This is a genomic window from Pseudomonas sp. NPDC087342 (assembly GCF_044744265.1).
GTDB lineage: Bacteria > Pseudomonadota > Gammaproteobacteria > Pseudomonadales > Pseudomonadaceae > Aquipseudomonas > Aquipseudomonas nunensis.
Map to the genome: position 1 here is coordinate 11,344 of NZ_JBIUXZ010000017.1, position 17,916 is coordinate 29,259.

Here is a 17,916-nt window from a genome sequence, read left to right on the forward strand (position 1 = left end):
CGAGAACGGCAAAATCGTTCCAATCAGTATCACCGGTAACAAAGCTCGTTATCAGCGTAAGATGGAAAACGCTATCAAGCGCGCCCGCTTCCTGGCCCTGCTGGCCTACACCGACAGCCACGGCCGCTGAGACCGGGCAGTCGACACGTAGCAAAGGATTGAATGCATGCGCGCCATAGCTGAGTTCATCATGCGCGGCCGTGTGCAGGCCACTCTGGTAGTGGCTGGATGCGCGACATTGCCGTTGTTGTATTGGTTGGGTGCTGCCGCTGGATGCCTCGTGCTCCTGCGGCGCGGATTGAAGGACGCCATTGGCGTACTTGCTCTGGGACTGCTGCCGGCCTTGGTCTGGTGGCTTTACTCCGATGACCCACGGGCACTTCTGGTGCTGCTGGGGTCTTCGAGCCTTGCGTTGGTTTTGCGCGCAAGCGAGTCCTGGAACCGCGTGCTGCTGGTCAGCATAGCGATGGGAGTGGTGTTTGCAGTGGTGCTGGGGACAGCTTTTGCTCCCCAAATCGAGATGCTGGCGCAGGCCTTGATAAAGGTCATGCCGTCGCTACTCGGTGATGTCTACCAGAAGTTGTCGGTAGATGAGCAAGCGCGTTTCGCGTCCCTGATTGCACCGGTCCTGACCGGCTTGATTGCGGCCTTGTTGCAAATCGTCAGTGTGCTGAGCCTGCTTGTCGGGCGCTACTGGCAGGCGTTGTTGTACAACCCGGGTGGATTTGGTCGCGAGTTTCGCGCCATCCGATTCCCGCTGGGGCTGGCGATGTTACTGCTGGCGTTCATGCTGCTGGGGCCGAACTTCGGTTCCCAGTTGGCGATGTTGACGCCGTTGTGCAGTGTACCGCTGGTATTCGCCGGGCTGGCCCTGATTCACGGGCTGGTGGCGCAAAAGCGACTGGGCCGATTCTGGCTGGTCGGGTTGTACGTAACGCTGTTGCTGTTCATGCAGCTGATCTATCCGTTGCTGGTGGTCTTGGCCATCGTCGACAGCCTGATTGATTTTCGCGGTCGTCTGCAGTCGAAAGACGCCGATAACGCGAACGGTGAAGGTTAAAAGTTAAGAGGATTTTCACATGCAACTGATCCTTCTGGAAAAAGTCACCAACCTGGGCAACCTGGGTGACAAAGTGAACGTTAAGGCTGGTTACGGTCGTAACTACCTGCTGCCTTACGGCAAAGCTACCGCTGCGACCGCTGCCAACGTGGCTGCGTTCGAAGAGCGTCGCGCTGAGCTGGAAAAAGCCGCAGCAGACCGCAAAACTTCGGCTGAAAACCGCGCCGCCCAACTGGCTGAGCTGGAAGTGACTATCACTGCCACCGCCGGTGACGAAGGCAAGCTGTTCGGTTCGATCGGTACTCACGACATCGCTGATGCACTGACCGCCTCTGGCGTTGAAGTTGCAAAAAGCGAAGTTCGTCTGCCGAACGGCACTATCCGTAACGTAGGTGAATTCGACGTAGCCGTGCACCTGCACGCCGAAGTTGAAGCCACCGTACGCGTTGTCGTGGTAGCAGCTTAAGCAGCACTTGTCGGCTGGCACCCTCGGGTGCTTGCCGGTAACATCGGGCACGATCCTGTTTACAGGTCGTGCCCTTTGTCTTTCTGTAATCCCTGCTTTTCATAAAATAACCAAGTGGCCATGAACGATATCTCCGCTCCTGAGCAATACGATCTGCAAACTGCTGCCCTGAAGGTGCCGCCGCATTCCATCGAGGCCGAACAGGCCGTGCTCGGTGGTTTGATGCTGGACAACAACGCCTGGGAACGCGTGCTCGATCAAGTATCGGACGGCGATTTCTATCGACATGACCACCGCCTGATCTTCCGTGCGATCGCCAAACTGGCGGACATGAACTCGCCAATCGACGTCGTGACCCTGGCCGAGCAATTGGACAAGGAAGGTCAGACCTCGCAAGTGGGTGGCCTCGGTTACCTCGGCGAACTGGCAAAAAACACGCCGTCCGTCGCCAACATCAAGGCGTATGCCCAGATCGTCCGTGCGCGGGCGACCTTGCGCCAACTGATCGGCATCGCCAGCGAGATTGCCGACAGCGCCTTCAACCCGGAAGGCCGCACCGCAGAAGAAATTCTCGACGAAGCCGAACGGCAAATCTTCCAGATCGCCGAGGCCCGGCCAAAAACCGGCGGCCCGGTGAGCGTGAATGACCTGCTGACCAAGGCCATCGATCGCATCGACACCTTGTTCAACACCGACAACGCCATTACCGGCCTGTCCACCGGCTACACCGACCTCGACGGGATGACCAGCGGCCTGCAGCCGTCCGACCTGATCATCGTCGCCGGCCGTCCGTCCATGGGTAAAACCACCTTTGCGATGAACCTGGTGGAAAACGCCGTGTTGCGCAGCGACAAGTGCGTCCTGGTCTACTCGCTGGAGATGCCAGGTGAATCGCTGATCATGCGTATGTTGTCGTCCCTGGGCCGTATCGACCAGACCAAGGTCCGGGCCGGTCGCCTCGACGACGACGATTGGCCGCGCCTGACCTCGGCGGTCAACCTGCTCAACGATCGCAAGCTGTTCATCGACGATACGGCGGGTATCAGCCCTTCGGAGATGCGCGCGCGGACCCGGCGCCTGGTGCGTGAGCATGGCGACGTTGCCCTGATCATGATCGACTACCTGCAATTGATGCAGATTCCAGGCTCCGGCGGCGACAACCGGACCAACGAGATTTCCGAAATCTCCCGTTCCTTGAAAGCCCTGGCCAAGGAATTCAATTGCCCGGTGGTGGCGCTTTCGCAGCTCAACCGCTCCCTGGAGCAACGGCCGAACAAGCGCCCGATCAACTCCGACCTCCGGGAATCCGGAGCGATCGAGCAGGATGCTGACGTAATCATGTTCGTGTACCGGGATGAGGTGTATCACCCGGAAACCGAGCACAAGGGCATCGCCGAGATCATCATCGGTAAGCAGCGGAACGGTCCGATCGGTACGTCGCGACTGGCATTTATCGGTAAATACACCCGCTTCGAAAACCTCGCGCCGGGTAGCTACAACTTCGACGACGAGTAATGTACTCGTCGTCTGGTCGGGCCTCTTCGCGGGCAAGCCTCGCTCCTACAGGTTCTGTATTGGATTGAGATTTGGCGAACGCCACATGACCTGTAGGAGCGAGGCTTGCCCGCGAATGAGGTCAGCACCAATTTCCGACCATAGCCGTCGGAATTGGTTATTTTTTGTGCTATATTCCGCGCCCGCGAAATTCAATGAAAGCCAACACCGGTTATCGACATGATGCAAGCAGCCAAGCCGTTATTTGACTATCCCAAGTACTGGGCCGAATGTTTCGGGCCAGCGCCATTCCTGCCCATGAGCAGGGAGGAGATGGATCAGCTTGGCTGGGATTCCTGCGACATCATCATCGTCACCGGCGATGCGTACGTTGACCATCCGTCGTTCGGCATGGCGATCATCGGCCGGCTGCTGGAGTCGCAAGGCTTCCGCGTCGGGATCATTGCCCAGCCGAACTGGCAGTCCAAAGACGACTTCATGAAGCTCGGCGAGCCGAACCTGTTCTTCGGTGTCGCGGCCGGCAACATGGACTCGATGATCAACCGCTACACCGCTGACAAGAAAATCCGTTCCGATGACGCCTACACCCCTGGTGGCCTGGCGGGCAAACGTCCGGATCGCGCGAGCCTGGTCTACAGCCAGCGCTGCAAGGAAGCCTACAAAAACGTGCCGATCGTCCTCGGTGGCATCGAAGCTTCCCTGCGCCGCATCGCCCACTACGATTACTGGCAGGACCGAGTACGCAACTCGATCCTGATCGACGCCAGCGCCGATATCCTGCTGTACGGCAACGCCGAGCGTGCGATTGTCGAAGTCGCCCAGCGTCTGTCCTACGGTCACAAGATCGAAGACATCACCGACGTGCGCGGCACCGCGTTCATCCGTCGTGACACGCCGAAAGACTGGTACGAAGTCGATTCCACGCGCATCGACCGTCCGGGCAAGGTCGACAAGATCATCAACCCGTACGTGAATACCCAGGACACCCAGGCCTGCGCCATCGAGCAGGAAAAGGGGCCGCTTGAGGATCCGGAAGAAGCCAAAGTCGTTCAGATTCTGGCCAGCCCGAAGATGACGCGCGACAAGACTGTGATTCGTCTGCCGTCGGTTGAGAAAGTCCGTGGCGACGCGGTTCTTTATGCTCACGCCAACCGCGTGCTTCACCTCGAAACCAACCCGGGCAACGCCCGTGCGCTGGTCCAGAAGCATGGCGAAGTCGACGTCTGGTTCAACCCGCCGCCGATTCCGATGACCACCGAAGAAATGGACTACGTGTTCGGCATGCCTTACGCACGGATTCCGCATCCGGCGTACGGCAAGGAAAAAATCCCTGCCTACGACATGATCCGTTTCTCGGTGAACATCATGCGTGGCTGCTTCGGCGGCTGCACCTTCTGCTCGATCACCGAGCACGAAGGCCGGATCATCCAGAACCGTTCCGAAGAGTCGATCATTCGCGAAATTGAAGAGATCCGCGACAAGGTCCCAGGCTTCACCGGCGTCATTTCCGACCTCGGCGGCCCGACCGCGAACATGTACCGCATCGCCTGCAAGAGCCCGGAAATCGAATCCGCGTGCCGCAAGCCATCGTGCGTGTTCCCTGGCATCTGCCCGAATTTGAACACCGACCACTCGTCGCTGATCCAGCTCTATCGCAGCGCCCGTGCCTTGCCGGGTGTGAAGAAGATCCTGATTGCTTCCGGCCTGCGCTACGACCTCGCGGTCGAGTCGCCGGAATACGTCAAGGAGCTGGTGACCCACCACGTCGGTGGCTACCTGAAGATCGCCCCGGAACACACCGAGGAAGGTCCGCTCAATCAGATGATGAAACCGGGCATTGGCAGCTATGACAAGTTCAAGCGCATGTTCGAGAAGTATTCCAAGGAAGCCGGGAAAGAGCAGTACCTGATTCCGTACTTCATCGCCGCCCACCCGGGCACCACCGACGAAGACATGATGAATCTGGCCCTGTGGCTCAAGGGCAACGGCTTCCGCGCCGACCAGGTGCAGGCGTTCTACCCGTCGCCGATGGCCACCGCCACCGCGATGTACCACTCGGGCAAGAACCCGCTGCGCAAGGTCACTTACAAGAGCGACGCGGTCACTATCGTCAAGAGCGAAGAGCAGCGTCGTCTGCACAAGGCGTTCTTGCGTTACCACGACCCGAAAGGCTGGCCGATGCTGCGTGAAGCGCTGACCCGTATGGGCCGCGCCGACCTGATCGGGCCGGGCAAGAACCAGTTGATCCCGCTGCATCAGCCAGCGACCGACAGCTACCAGAGCGCCCGTCGCAAGAACTCGACGCCGGCTGGCAGCCATAAAGTGGCAGGCGAGAAGACCACCAAGATCCTGACCCAGCACACCGGCCTGCCGCCGCGTGCCAGCGATGGTGGCAACCCGTGGGACAAGCGTGAACAGGCCAAGGCTGCGGCGTTCGCCCGCAACCAGCAAGCTGCCAAGGAGCGTAAGGACGCGGCCAAAGGCAAAGGGCCCAAGCCTGCGCGCAAGCCGGTTGTGCCGCGCTAAGTTTCGCCAGCGCTGACAAAACGCCAACCTTCGGGTTGGCGTTTTTTTGCCTGTTGATCGTTGTTGATCGTTCCAACGCTCTGCGTGGGAACGCCTCATGGGACGCTCCGCGTCCAGTGACGCGGAGCGTCACGGGCTGCATTTCCACGCAGAGCGTGGGAACGATCAGAACCCCGGCAAGACCTATCACCCGTCAGTGATTGCTCCTGCCTTTCAATTTCAAGGAAGAAATCCATGGCTCGCCGCAAGAAACCCCTCTCGCAACAACAATTGACTGCCGACAAGCTCATGCAGTTGAAATTCGCCCATTGGCTGGCCTGGCAACCTTATGCGAGGCGTTACGGGTGGATTCATGTGGCGGTCATGATGATGACGATTTTCGCCATGTCGTTGACCGGCACGGTGTTCGGCGAGGTATTTTTCCCACGGGATTACCCGATGATGGAGTACATCCTGATCGGCATGATGGGCGGGTGTTTGCTGATGTCAGGGTGTTTCATCGCGTTGATTCGTGGCTACCCCAAAGCAGTCTGGGGCTTGTTCTGCATGCTGGTGTTCTGCCTGTCGAGCACATTGCTGGCGATGCTCGAAGCAAGCCATGTGGGGTTTACCTGGATCCCGGCGGTTCCGTCGCTGATCGGCTTGTACTTGATGAGCAAGCGTCGCTATCAGCGCGCGATCCTGGTGTTGCAGGTGGGCGCCCGCATCCGTCAGCGGATCAAGCGTCTTGAAGCCAGCCTGAAACCCCATCGATGAACCCCGGCAGTCATGCCTTGCGACATTTGCGTGCAATCCCCTCCAACCAAATTCCCGCGTCGCCCGATTTTGGTGCTGTACTGCCTTAAGCAATCTATGAAAGCGCCAGCGCTGCGCGATGGCATAAGTCTTGCGCGCTGTCGAATACGCTTAAGGCTCGCAGGAGGCACGCCGTGTCGATTCATGTCGCATTGCATCACGTCACACATTACCGCTACGACCGCGCCGTCGAGCTCGGTCCGCAGATCGTTCGCCTGCGCCCGGCAGCCCACAGTCGCACGCGGATTTTGTCCTATGCGCTGAAAGTCTCGCCCGAGCAGCATTTCATCAACTGGCAGCAAGACCCCCAGGGCAACTACCTGGCGCGCCTGGTGTTCCCGGAGAAAACCAATGAGCTGCGGATCGAAGTCGATCTGCTGGCGGAAATGGCGGTGTTCAACCCGTTCGATTTCTTCCTTGAGCCCTACGCGGAAAAGATCCCGTTCACCTATGCCGCCGATGAGCGCAAGGAACTGGCGCCGTACCTGGAAACCTTGCCCCTGACGCCGAAGTTCAAGGCCTATCTGGACGGCATCGACCGCACGCCGCTGCCCAGCGTGGATTTCCTCGTCGCGCTCAACCAGCGCTTGAGCGAAGACATCGGCTACCTGATCCGCATGGAGCCCGGCGTTCAAACCCCCGAACACACCCTCGAACACGCCTCCGGCTCTTGCCGCGATTCGGCGTGGCTGCTGGTGCAATTGCTGCGCAACCTCGGGTTGGCGGCGCGTTTCGTCTCCGGCTACCTGATCCAGCTCACCGCCGACGTCAAAAGCCTCGACGGCCCCTCGGGCACCGAAGTGGACTTCACCGACCTGCACGCCTGGTGCGAGGTCTACTTGCCCGGCGCCGGCTGGATCGGCCTGGACGCGACGTCAGGGCTGTTTGCCGGTGAAGGACACATTCCGTTGGCGTGTAGTCCCGATCCGGGCTCTGCGGCACCGATCAGTGGCTTGGTGGAACCGTGCGAATGCGAGTTCACCCACGAAATGTCCGTGGAGCGGATTTGGGAAGCGCCGCGGGTCACAAAGCCCTACACCGAAGACCAGTGGTTGGCGATCCAGGCGCTGGGTCGGCAGATCGATGCCGACCTGCTGGAAGGCGACGTGCGCCTGACCATGGGCGGCGAACCGACCTTCGTCTCCATCGACGACCCGGATGGCGCGGAATGGAACACCGCCGCGCTCGGCCCGGACAAGCGTCGGCTGTCTGCCGAACTGTTCCAGCGCATGCGCAAGCACTACGCGCCCAAAGGCCTGGTGCATTTCGGCCAGGGCAAGTGGTATCCCGGCGAACAACTGCCGCGTTGGTCGCTGAACTGCTATTGGCGGCGGGACGGCGTGCCGATCTGGCACAACAGCGCGCTGATCGCCGATGAGCAGGAAGACTACGGCGCCGATGGCGAACTGGCCGGTCGTTTTCTCGCGAGTGTCGCTGAACGCTTGAAAATTCCGACACGCTTCGTGTTCCCGGCCTACGAAGACAATTTCTATTACCTCTGGCGCGAAGGCACTTTGCCGCTGAACGTCAGCGCCGAAGACTCACGACTGGAAGAACCGTTGGAGCGTGCGCGCCTGCGCAAAGTGTTCGGCCAAGGCCTGGACAAAGTCATCGGCCAGGTCCTGCCGCTGGCGCGCACCGCCAAGGGCGATCAGTGGCAGAGCGGTCGCTGGTATCTGCGCGACGAGCACTGCCGGTTGGTGCCGGGGGATTCGCCGCTGGGTTATCGCTTGCCGCTAGGGTCGCAGCCTTGGGTGAAAGCCGCGGAATATCCGTTCATCTACCCAAACGACCCGAATCAGGAATTCCCGGCGCTTCCAGACACTCAGCAGTTGAACAGTCCGGGCACGCCTGCGGAAGCGATTGAACGGGATATTGAGATCGACGAATCCGCCGATTGGCTGACCCGCACCGCGTTCTGTGCCGAAGCGCGGGATGGCCGCTTGTACCTGTTCATGCCGCCACTGGAACGGGTCGAGGATTACCTGGAACTGGTCACCGCTATCGAAGCCACCGCGCAGGAACTGCATTGCCCGGTGTTGCTGGAAGGCTATGAACCGCCGAGCGATCCGCGCCTGAGCAACTTCCGCATCACCCCGGATCCGGGCGTGATCGAGGTCAACGTGCAGCCGTCCGCCACGTGGGACGAGCTGGTTGAGCGCACCGAGTTTCTGTACGAAGAAGCGCGCCAGACCCGGCTGACCACCGAGAAATTCATGATCGACGGCCGGCACACCGGCACCGGCGGCGGTAACCATTTCGTACTGGGTGGCGCCACACCGGGTGACTCACCGTTCCTGCGTCGTCCGGACTTGCTGCGCAGCCTGATCAGCTACTGGCATAACCACCCGTCCTTGTCCTACCTGTTTTCAGGACTATTCATCGGCCCGACGTCCCAGGCACCACGGGTGGACGAGGCGCGTAACGACTCGTTGTATGAACTGGAAATCGCCTTCGCACAGATGCCGAAACCGGGAGAAGAGTGCGCGCCGTGGTTGGTGGATCGGTTGTTGCGCAACCTGCTGATCGACGTCACCGGCAACACTCATCGCGCCGAATTCTGCATCGACAAACTCTATTCGCCGGACGGCGCCACCGGGCGTCTCGGCTTGCTGGAATTGCGCGCGTTTGAAATGCCGCCCCATGCGCGCATGAGCCTGGCGCAGCAATTGTTGCTGCGGGCGCTGGTGGCGCGGTTCTGGCGCGAGCCTTATGCACCGCCGAAACTGGCACGCTGGGGCACCGAGCTGCACGATCGCTTCCTGTTACCGCACTTTATCGAGCAGGATTTCGCCGATGTGATCGTCGATCTCAACGCTGCCGGTTACCCGGTGCGCGCCGAGTGGTTTGCCGCGCATCTGGAATTCCGCTTTCCCAAGGTCGGCGATTACGCCGTCAGTGGCATCGAGCTGGAAGTGCGCCAGGCCCTTGAGCCTTGGCATGTGCTGGGCGAGGAGGGCGCGGTCGGTGGCACGGTGCGTTATGTGGATTCGTCCCTGGAGCGCTTGCAGGTCAAAGTCACCGGACTGGCGCCGCAGCGTTACCTGCTGACGTGCAATGGCATTCCGGTGCCGTTGCAGCCGACCGGTCGGGTGGGCGAGTTCGTCGCGGGCGTGCGGTTCCGCGCCTGGCAACCGTTCAACTGCCTGCAACCGACCATCCCGGTCCACGCGCCGCTGGTGTTCGACCTGCTCGACACCTGGATGGAGCGTTCGCTGGGTGGCTGTCAGTACCACGTCGCCCATCCGGGCGGGCGCAACTACGACAGCCTGCCGGTGAACGCCAACGAAGCGGAGAGCCGGCGAATGGCGCGTTTCTTCCGAATCGGACACACCCCTGGGAAACTTCCTATACCGAACGTGACGATTAACGACGAGCTGCCGATGACACTCGATTTGCGACGTTTCTAAGCCCTACACGACGCTCGGATTTTTCGTATATCCGAGCGTCATGAGCCTGCGTTAGTCTGACCGTTCTTTGCTGTCTGCCGAGCTTTCCATGCCTGACCTGCTTGACCGCTACCCGCTGACGGCGGGCACTTATCACGAACTGCTCGACGACAGCGGCGCGGTGCGTCCGCACTGGCGTCGGCTGTTCGACCAATTGCAGCGCAGCACCCCGACGCAACTGGTGCAGCGCCAGGCGTTGCTGACCCGGCAAATCCAGGAAAACGGCGTGACCTACAACGTCTACGCCGACCCCAAGGGCGCCGATCGTCCGTGGGAACTGGACCTGTTGCCCCATGTGATCGCTGCCGATGAGTGGCAGCAACTGTCCGCCGGGATTGCCCAGCGGGCGCGCTTGCTCAACGCGGTACTGGCGGATCTGTATGGCCCGCAGCGTCTGATCGCCGAAGGGCTGCTGCCGGCCGAGCTGGTGTTCGGGCACAACAATTTCCTGTGGCCGTGTCAGGGGATTTCTCCGCCTGACGGCGCCTTTCTGCATCTGTACGCCGTGGATCTTGCGCGCACCCCGGACGGTCGCTGGTGGGTGACGGCGGACCGGACCCAGGCGCCGTCCGGTGCCGGTTATGCGCTGGAAAACCGCACCATCGTGTCTCGGGCTTTCCCCGAGTTGTACCGTGATTTGAAGGTGCAGCATCTGGCCGGGTTCTTCCGTACGTTGCAGGAAACTTTGGCCCGTCAGGCGCCGAGTGACGACGAAGCACCGCTGATCGTGCTGCTGACGCCGGGGCGGTTCAACGAAAGCTATTTCGAACATTTGTACCTCGCACGCCAGCTCGGTTATCCGCTGGTGGAGGGTGGCGACCTGACGGTGCGCGATGCCACCGTCTACCTGAAAACCTTGAGCGGCCTGCGCCGGGTGCACGCGATCATGCGGCGCCTCGACGATGACTTCTGCGACCCGCTGGAACTGCGCACCGACTCGGCGCTCGGCGTGCCGGGTTTGCTGGAGGCCGTGCGTCAGGGCCGGGTGCTGGTCGCCAATGCCCTGGGCAGCGGCGTACTGGAATCGCCGGGGCTGCTGGGTTTTCTGCCAAGGATCAATCAATTCCTGTTCGGCGAAGAACTGATCCTGCCGTCCATTGCGACCTGGTGGTGCGGTGAAGCGCCGGTGCTCGCCCAGGCCTTGGAAAAGTTGCCGGAATTGCTGATCAAACCGGCATTCCCGTCCCAGAGCTTCACGCCGGTGTTTGGCCGTGATCTGAGTGAAAAACAGCGTCAGGCGCTGGCTGAGCGCATGCAGGCGCGGCCTTACGCTTATGTTGCGCAAGAACTGGCGCAGCTGTCCCAGGCGCCGATCTGGCAGGCCGAGGACGGTCAACTGCAACCTCGGGCCATTGGCATGCGCGTTTACGCGGTGGCCAGTCGCGACGGTTATCGGGTATTGCCCGGCGGCCTGACCCGAGTCGCCGCCGAGGCTGACGCCGAAGTGGTGTCGATGCAGCGCGGTGGCGCGAGCAAGGACACTTGGGTGCTCGGCGAGCGGGCGCCAAGCGGCGAGCAATGGAAAACCCAGCGCACCATCGGCGTCCACGATCTGGTGCGGCGCGATCCGTATCTGCCGTCGCGGGTGGTCGAGAATTTGTTCTGGTTTGGTCGGTACTGCGAGCGTTGCGATGACAGTGCGCGGTTGCTGCGGGTCATGCTGGCGCGTTACGTCGATGGCGATGACCCGCAAGCGCTGGAAGCGGCGGTGGACCTCGGGGAACGCTTGAATCTGTTGCCCGAGGAAGGCGAATTGCCGGAACGTTTGCTGGCGGCGTTGCTCGGCGATGACTGGCCGTTCAGCTTGCGTTCCAACCTGCAACGACTGCAGTGGGCGGCCTCGCAAGTGCGCGGCAAGCTCTCCCGGGAAAACTGGCAGGCGCTGGTGGAATTGCAGCGCGAGGCCATGGAGCTGGAAACCGAAGAGCCGGATTTCGGCGAGTTACTGGACTTCCTCAACCGCTTGGTGATGTCCCTGGCGGCGCTGTCCGGGTTTGCCCTGGACGATATGACCCGGGACGAAGGCTGGCGTTTCCTGATGATCGGCCGGCGCATCGAGCGTTTGCAGTTTCTCAGCAGCAGCCTCGCGGCATTCCTGCGCGGTGCTGGTGCCTTCGATCAAGCCGGGCTGGAATGGCTGCTGGAACTGGGCAACAGCAGCATCACCTACCGCTCACGCTATCTGGCGGTGGCGCAGTTGATTCCGGTGCTCGACCTGTTGCTGCTGGATGAGCAGAACCCGCACGCGGTGCTGTTCCAGTTGAAACTGGTGACCCGCACATTGAAGCGCCTGAATGACGATTTCGGTGCGCCGCGAGAGGCGGGGTTGCCACGGTTGGTGGAGCGCTTGATGCACTTCGATCTGGGCTGCCTGGAGAACTCGCTGTTTGGCGAGGCCAGCGTTCACGCAGCGGTCGAGGGCTTGGCCGATTTGCTCCAAGAAATCGCCGATGCCAGCGGCCAGGTCTCGGATCGTCTGGCCTTGCGCCATTTTGCCCATGTCGATGATGTCAGCCAGCGCACGGTGTCCGTCTGATGAATGCCCGTTACCAGATATTCCACGACACCCATTATCACTACGACAGCCCGGTGTCCCTGGCCCAGCAACTGGCGCACCTGTGGCCGCGCCCCTGCACCTGGCAGCGCTGCACCGCGCAGGCGTTGCTGATCAGCCCGGACCCGACGACCCGTCGTGATGAGCTGGACGTGTTCGGCAATCCGCTGACCCGCCTCGCTTTCGAGCGCCCCCACGATGAATTGCTGGTGAATGCCGAGCTCACCGTTGAAGTACTGGCCCGGCCGGTCCTGGATTTCAATCTGTCGCCGGCCTGGGAAGAAACCCGCAACGCGCTGACTTACAGCAGCCAGCCGCTTTCACCTGAGCTGCTGGAAGCCTGTCGTTATCGTTTCGAATCGCCGTACGTGCACTTGAAACGCAACTTCGTCGACTTCTCCGAAAGCTGTTTTCCTGCGGGACGACCGCTTCTGCTGGGTGTTCAGGCGTTGATGGAGAAGATTTTCAGCGAGTTCACCTTCGATGCCGAGGCGACCCAAGTCGCCACGCCGCTGGTGGAAGTACTGGAGCGTCGGCGTGGCGTCTGTCAGGACTTCGCACACCTGATGCTCGCGTGCGTGCGCTCGCGCGGTCTGGCGGCGCGCTACATCAGCGGTTATCTGCTGACCCAGCCACCACCGGGCCAGCCGCGACTGATCGGCGCCGATGCGTCCCATGCCTGGGTATCGGTGTTTTGCCCGGTGCTTGGCTGGGTGGATTTCGACCCGACCAACAATGTGCAACCGGCGCTGGAACACATCACCCTGGCCTGGGGCCGGGATTTTTCCGATGTATCGCCGTTGCGCGGGGTGATTCTTGGCGGCGGCAACCATGACCCGGAAGTTCGAGTCACCGTGATGCCACTGGATTGATCGAGATCCCCTGTGGGAGCGAGCTTGCTCGCGATGGCGGTTTGTCAGACACATAAGTGCTGGATGTGCCGCTCTCATCGCGAGCAAGCTCGCTCCCACAGGGGAGATGTGTTGTATTCGCTGGAGAGGAATTTTCATGTTCCCGGTTTCAATCAAAGGCGTCCTGCAATCCCCCGAAGGCCTTGTCGTGCTGATGCTCAACGAGCGTGACGAATGGGAATTACCCGGCGGGCGAATCGAGCTGGGCGAGACGGCACCGGACTGCCTGGCACGGGAAATCGTCGAGGAGCTGGACGTCGAAGTGGGGGTGGGGGAGCCGCTGGATTCGTATCTGTTCGAGGTGATCCCCGGCAAACACGTATTTATCTCGACCTACCGCTGCCAGTTGCTGGGCGGATTTGTGCCGAAAGTCAGTCATGAACATAAGGAGATCGGGCTGTTTGATCCGGCGAATCTGCCGGCCAACTTGCCCAAGGGGTATCGCGATTCGATTCACAAAGCGTTGGGCCTGTGAGGGTCAGCAGCGGGGCTGCTGACCCTGGACACAGATCCGGTGAGCCTGATCAGATCATCGGGCCCTGAGGGTCTCAGGCGTCGGGCGCCTGATCTTTCGGTGCATCAACATCATCTTCTGCCGCCACTTCACCTTCTGCATCCGGGTTCAGTGCTGCTGCTTCTTCTTCAGCTGTAGCTTTCTTGCGCTGAAGCTTTTCCTCTTTCTTCTGCTCCTTGGCCAAGTCTCTCTGACGTTTGGCGAAGGAATAATTAGGTTTAGCCATGGGCGATCCTCTGGGGTCGAAGGTGAGGTTGAGCGGCGCATATTCTGCCCTGTATCGGTGCCTAGCCGTTAGCTGGGTTTTTGCTCGGCCCATTTTGGCAGGATCGAGGGTTGCCAGGCGTCCAGTGCATCGAGCAGGGTTTGCGGCGATTCGCTCACTTGCAGCATGTCACGGTGTGGTGCGCGAACGAAGCCTTCGCCGACGATATGATCAAGAAAAGCGGTCAATTGGCCATAGAAACCGTTTACTTCGAGCAAACCGAGCGGTTTTCCGTGGTAGCCGAGCTGACCCCAGGTCCAGACTTCGAACAGTTCTTCCAGCGTGCCGAGGCCGCCGGGCAGCGCAATAAACGCGTCGCTGAGTTCAGCCATCCGCGCCTTGCGCGCATGCATGCCGTCCACGACTTCAAGACGCGTCAGGCCGCTGTGACCGATTTCCTTGTCCTTGAGGCTTTGCGGGATGATCCCGATCACTTCCCCACCGGCCGCGAGTGCCGCATCGGCGACGATCCCCATCAGCCCGACGGCGCCGCCGCCATAGACCAGCGTCAGCTTGCGCTCGGCCAATGCTCGCCCGAGGGCGACAGCCGCTTCACGATAAGCCGGGTTGGTGCCGGTACTGGCACCGCAAAATACACAAACGGATGCGATAGACATGCCTTACTCCGTGGTCAGAATGGCCACAGAGTAAAGGCAGAAATCCGTCGATCCAAGGGTTAAACCTCGCGCTGAGGTGTTTCGTAAGTACCGCTGGCGCCACAGGCGTAGGCGGCGAGCAAACTGCGTAATAAGCTGTTGATGGACATGACAGGCGCTCCTTCCAAGTGATGAAGACTTGAGGATAGGGCCGACCCAGACGTCTGGCTGTTAGTTTGTTTCGATGAGTGTCATAGCCCGAAAGTTGTATACAATTTTTGACTCAGGTCATAGGAACTTGCGAAGTTTTCAGGCAGTCTTCTGTCCATTCGCGATTTTGTTAACCCTGCCTTGGAGATTCACCATGTTTGCAAAACTTGCTGCGGTATCCCTGCTTACACTGGCAAGCGCTCAGTTGATGGCTGCGGAGTGCAAGACCACCGTCGACTCCACTGACCAGATGTCCTTCAACACCAAAGCCATTGAAATCGACAAGAGCTGCAAGACCTTCACCGTCGAACTGACTCATTCGGGCAGCCTGCCGAAAAACGTCATGGGCCATAACTGGGTGCTGAGCAAAGAGGCTGACATGCAGCCGATCGCCACCGCAGGCCTGGCCGCCGGCATCGACAAGAACTACCTGCCGGAAGGCGATGCACGTGTGATCGCGCACACCAAGATCATCGGTGCCGGCGAGAAAGATTCGGTGACCTTCGACGTGTCGAAACTGGCGGCTGGCGAAAGCTACGGTTTCTTCTGCTCGTTCCCTGGCCACATCTCGATGATGAAAGGCACGGTTACCCTGAAGTAATCGAATCGCACGCATAAAAAAAGCGTCCCGATCGGGACGCTTTTTTTGTGCCTGCCGAAAGACTGAGTCATCGTTCTTCGCGGGCAAGCCTCGCTCCTACAGGGTTGGCGACGTTCCGTGATAGTGGGAACAACACTGAACTGTAGGAGCGAGGCTTGCCCGCGAAGGCGTCGGCACGGACACCTCAGCAATCAAGGCGCAAACGGCATCACGCGCTTGTGATGGGTCTTTTTGTACGTATCACAGATGATCTTGAACGCTTCCTCACGCACCGGCTCGCCGTGCAGGAACGCGTCGATCTCGGCATAGGTCACGCCGTGGGACGCTTCGTCCGGTTTGCCCGGCGACAGGTCTTCAAGGTCGGCAGTCGGGATTTTTTCCACCAGCGATTCCGGCGCGCCGAAGCTGCGAGCAATCGACCGCACCTGGTTTTTCACCAGCCCGCTCAACGGGGCCAAATCGCAGGCACCGTCACCGAACTTGGTGAAGAAGCCCATTACCGCTTCCGCCGCGTGGTCAGTACCGATCACCAACCCGTGGGCTGCGCCGGCGATGGTGTACTGGGCGACCATGCGCATCCGCGCCTTGGTGTTGCCGAGCACGAAATCCACCGACACCGCGTGCTGGCCTTCGAAGGCCGCGACTTCACCGGCCAGGGATTTGACTGCCGGGCCGATGTTTACCGTGTGACGTTCGTCCGGGGCGATGAAGTCCACCGAGGCCTGGGCGTCGTGCTCATCGAATTGCGTCTCGTACGGCAGGCGCACGGCGATGAACTTGTAGCTGTCATCACCGGTGCGGGTGCGCAGTTCGCGCATGGCGCGCTGGGCCAGCAGGCCGGCGGTCAGGGAATCCACGCCGCCGCTGATGCCCAGCACCAGGGTCTTGAGTCCGGAATTGACCAGGCAATCCTGAATGAAGGTAATCCGCCGGGCGACTTCAGCCTCGAGGGCGGCCTGATCGGCGAACGGCGGCTGGACGTTGAGCTGTTCAGCAATCTCACGCTGTTCGGCTTGCATGAATTCACTCCTTGCTAGAAATACTGGGAAGGGCAGGTACTTTGAAAACATGTCGCAAATAGGCGACGAAATTCGGGTCTTTGCAGTGAGTCTTGCCTGGCTCGTCGGAGATCTTCGCCACCGGTTGGCCGTTGCAGGCGGTCATTTTAAGCACGATGCTCATCGGTTCAACACCCGGAATATCACAGGTCAGGTTGGTGCCGATGCCGAAGCTGACGTTGATCCGACCCCGCAGCGCGCGGAATATTTCCAGCGACTTGGGCAGCGTCAGGCTGTCGGAGAACACCAGCGTCTTGCTCATCGGGTCGATGCCGAGCTTGTGGTAATGGGCAATCGACTTTTCGGCCCAGAGCACCGGATCACCGGAGTCATGGCGCAAACCGTCGAAGAGCTTGGCGAAATACAGGTCGAAATCACCGAGGAAGGCGTCGGTGGTGATGCAGTCGGTCAGGGCGATCCCCAGCAAGCCGCGATACTCGCGGACCCAGCAATCGAGGGCGGCAATCTGGCTGTCGATCAAGCGCGGGCCGAGTTGCTGATGCGCCATGATCCACTCGTGGGCCATGGTGCCCAGTGGTTTCATGTCCAGCTCGCGGGAAAGATGCACGTTGCTGGTGCCGACGAAGCGCCCAGGGAAATCGTGCTTGAGCACGTTCACCACTTCTTCCTGCACACGGTACGAAAACCTGCGCCGCGTGCCGAAATCGGCTACCTGCAATTCGGATAATTCGTCGCTGCTGGCGTTGGCGGTCAGCCAGTCGAACTTGCGGTAGAGCTGCTCGCGCGCCTGCTCGAGGACGACTTCGCGGTAGCGATAGCGGTTACGCACTTCGCTGACGATTGCCAGCATCGGCACTTCGAACAAAATCACATGCAGCCACGGCCCACGCAGGCGGATGAACAACTCGCCGTTTTCGATGCCGGTGTGGACGTAGCGCAGATTGAAGCGGAATAACCCGAGAAAGCGCAGGAAATCCGGCTTCATGAAGCTGATGCGCTCGAGGAAACTCAACTGGTCGGCGCTCAGGCTCAACTCGGCCAGGCGTTCGATCTGGTAACGGATCTCCGCCAGGTACGGGCGCAGATCCTCACTGTTACGGCAACGAAACTCCCATTCGACTTCCACGTTAGGGTAGTTGTGCAGCACCGCCTGCATCATCGTCAGTTTGTAGAAGTCGGTGTCGAGCAGGTTCTGCACGATGCGATCGCCAAATACGCTCTCGCTCATAAGGGAATCTCCAGGCTGGCCGCGGCCCGTGGTCGCGACGTTTCAGCTGTATCAATGAATGGGGCTAGTGGCGCATATCCGTGGCAGTTATTGCCAGCGATTTTTTAGACCGCCATAGATTCCTGTGGGAGCGAGCCTTTGTGGCGAGGGAGCTTGCTCCCGCTCGGCTGCGCAGCAGTCGTCGATTTCAGGGCCGCTGCGCGACCC

At 60.4% G+C, this 17,916-nt stretch carries 15 protein-coding genes; 11 read left to right on the forward strand and 4 right to left on the reverse strand.

Annotation, left to right across the window (positions count from 1 at the left end; genetic code table 11):
• The 10 genes from rpsR to ACIOYV_RS24580 form a co-directional block, all read left to right on the forward strand.
• Positions 1–130: 30S ribosomal protein S18 (rpsR, locus tag ACIOYV_RS24535; RefSeq protein WP_401327898.1), on the forward strand; the 130-nt coding region annotated here is incomplete at its 5' end.
• A 36-nt stretch (positions 131–166) separates the two neighbouring features.
• Positions 167–1,060, forward strand: coding sequence for a hypothetical protein (locus tag ACIOYV_RS24540; RefSeq protein ID WP_054044101.1), 894 nt, complete (start codon positions 167–169; stop codon positions 1,058–1,060).
• A 19-nt stretch (positions 1,061–1,079) separates the two neighbouring features.
• The gene (rplI, locus tag ACIOYV_RS24545; RefSeq protein WP_054044100.1) at positions 1,080–1,526 is read left to right on the forward strand and encodes a 50S ribosomal protein L9; all 447 of its coding nucleotides are present in this window, start codon (positions 1,080–1,082) and stop codon (positions 1,524–1,526) included.
• Positions 1,527–1,646: 120 nt separating this feature from the next.
• The gene (gene dnaB / locus ACIOYV_RS24550; protein ID WP_054044099.1) at positions 1,647–3,041 is read left to right on the forward strand and encodes a replicative DNA helicase; all 1,395 of its coding nucleotides are present in this window, start codon (positions 1,647–1,649) and stop codon (positions 3,039–3,041) included.
• Between the two features lie 222 nt (positions 3,042–3,263).
• The gene (locus tag ACIOYV_RS24555) at positions 3,264–5,567 is read left to right on the forward strand and encodes a YgiQ family radical SAM protein (protein ID WP_401327900.1); all 2,304 of its coding nucleotides are present in this window, start codon (positions 3,264–3,266) and stop codon (positions 5,565–5,567) included.
• 234 nt (positions 5,568–5,801) lie between these two features.
• A complete protein-coding gene (locus ACIOYV_RS24560; protein WP_401327762.1) occupies positions 5,802–6,323 on the forward strand; it encodes a hypothetical protein in 522 nt (173 codons plus the stop codon).
• 173 nt (positions 6,324–6,496) lie between these two features.
• Entirely contained in the window at positions 6,497–9,772 is a 3,276-nt protein-coding gene (locus ACIOYV_RS24565) for a DUF2126 domain-containing protein (protein WP_401327765.1), read from the forward strand.
• 88 nt (positions 9,773–9,860) lie between these two features.
• A complete protein-coding gene (locus ACIOYV_RS24570) occupies positions 9,861–12,347 on the forward strand; it encodes a circularly permuted type 2 ATP-grasp protein (RefSeq protein ID WP_401327767.1) in 2,487 nt (828 codons plus the stop codon).
• The gene (locus ACIOYV_RS24575) at positions 12,347–13,237 is read left to right on the forward strand and encodes a transglutaminase family protein (protein ID WP_054044095.1); all 891 of its coding nucleotides are present in this window, start codon (positions 12,347–12,349) and stop codon (positions 13,235–13,237) included. The genes ACIOYV_RS24570 and ACIOYV_RS24575 overlap by 1 nt, the downstream gene beginning before the upstream one ends.
• 136 nt (positions 13,238–13,373) lie before the next feature.
• Positions 13,374–13,751, forward strand: coding sequence for an NUDIX domain-containing protein (locus ACIOYV_RS24580; protein ID WP_290028037.1), 378 nt, complete (start codon positions 13,374–13,376; stop codon positions 13,749–13,751).
• Between the two features lie 73 nt (positions 13,752–13,824).
• Here the strand turns inward: ACIOYV_RS24580 and ACIOYV_RS24585 are convergent, their stop codons facing one another.
• The gene (locus ACIOYV_RS24585; RefSeq protein WP_163908026.1) at positions 13,825–14,016 is read right to left on the reverse strand and encodes a hypothetical protein; all 192 of its coding nucleotides are present in this window, start codon (positions 14,014–14,016) and stop codon (positions 13,825–13,827) included.
• A 68-nt stretch (positions 14,017–14,084) separates the two neighbouring features.
• Complete coding sequence (locus ACIOYV_RS24590) at positions 14,085–14,672, reverse strand: TIGR00730 family Rossman fold protein (protein WP_054044093.1); 588 nt, start codon at positions 14,670–14,672, stop codon at positions 14,085–14,087.
• 343 nt (positions 14,673–15,015) lie between these two features.
• Between ACIOYV_RS24590 and azu the strand changes: the two genes are divergently transcribed.
• Positions 15,016–15,462 (forward strand): azurin, encoded by a 447-nt coding sequence (azu, locus tag ACIOYV_RS24595; protein ID WP_265042732.1) that lies wholly within the window; start codon positions 15,016–15,018, stop codon positions 15,460–15,462.
• Between the two features lie 191 nt (positions 15,463–15,653).
• Here azu and nadE read toward each other — a convergent pair whose 3' ends face one another.
• A complete protein-coding gene (gene nadE / locus ACIOYV_RS24600) occupies positions 15,654–16,481 on the reverse strand; it encodes an ammonia-dependent NAD(+) synthetase (protein ID WP_054044091.1) in 828 nt (275 codons plus the stop codon).
• A 4-nt stretch (positions 16,482–16,485) separates the two neighbouring features.
• Complete coding sequence (gene pncB, locus ACIOYV_RS24605; protein WP_054044090.1) at positions 16,486–17,709, reverse strand: nicotinate phosphoribosyltransferase; 1,224 nt, start codon at positions 17,707–17,709, stop codon at positions 16,486–16,488.
• Positions 17,710–17,916 lie beyond the last annotated feature (207 nt).

Coding starts and splice junctions, on each gene's coding strand:
- ACIOYV_RS24590 (WP_054044093.1), bottom strand. CDS start 14,672: ATGTCTATCGCATCCGTTTGTGTATTTTGCGGTGCCAGTACCGGCACC.
- ACIOYV_RS24575 (WP_054044095.1), top strand. CDS start 12,347: ATGAATGCCCGTTACCAGATATTCCACGACACCCATTATCACTACGAC.
- rplI (WP_054044100.1), top strand. CDS start 1,080: ATGCAACTGATCCTTCTGGAAAAAGTCACCAACCTGGGCAACCTGGGT.
- dnaB (WP_054044099.1), top strand. CDS start 1,647: ATGAACGATATCTCCGCTCCTGAGCAATACGATCTGCAAACTGCTGCC.
- ACIOYV_RS24560 (WP_401327762.1), top strand. CDS start 5,802: ATGGCTCGCCGCAAGAAACCCCTCTCGCAACAACAATTGACTGCCGAC.
- ACIOYV_RS24585 (WP_163908026.1), bottom strand. CDS start 14,016: ATGGCTAAACCTAATTATTCCTTCGCCAAACGTCAGAGAGACTTGGCC.
- nadE (WP_054044091.1), bottom strand. CDS start 16,481: ATGCAAGCCGAACAGCGTGAGATTGCTGAACAGCTCAACGTCCAGCCG.
- pncB (WP_054044090.1), bottom strand. CDS start 17,709: ATGAGCGAGAGCGTATTTGGCGATCGCATCGTGCAGAACCTGCTCGAC.
- ACIOYV_RS24570 (WP_401327767.1), top strand. CDS start 9,861: ATGCCTGACCTGCTTGACCGCTACCCGCTGACGGCGGGCACTTATCAC.
- ACIOYV_RS24555 (WP_401327900.1), top strand. CDS start 3,264: ATGCAAGCAGCCAAGCCGTTATTTGACTATCCCAAGTACTGGGCCGAA.
- ACIOYV_RS24540 (WP_054044101.1), top strand. CDS start 167: ATGCGCGCCATAGCTGAGTTCATCATGCGCGGCCGTGTGCAGGCCACT.
- azu (WP_265042732.1), top strand. CDS start 15,016: ATGTTTGCAAAACTTGCTGCGGTATCCCTGCTTACACTGGCAAGCGCT.
- ACIOYV_RS24580 (WP_290028037.1), top strand. CDS start 13,374: ATGTTCCCGGTTTCAATCAAAGGCGTCCTGCAATCCCCCGAAGGCCTT.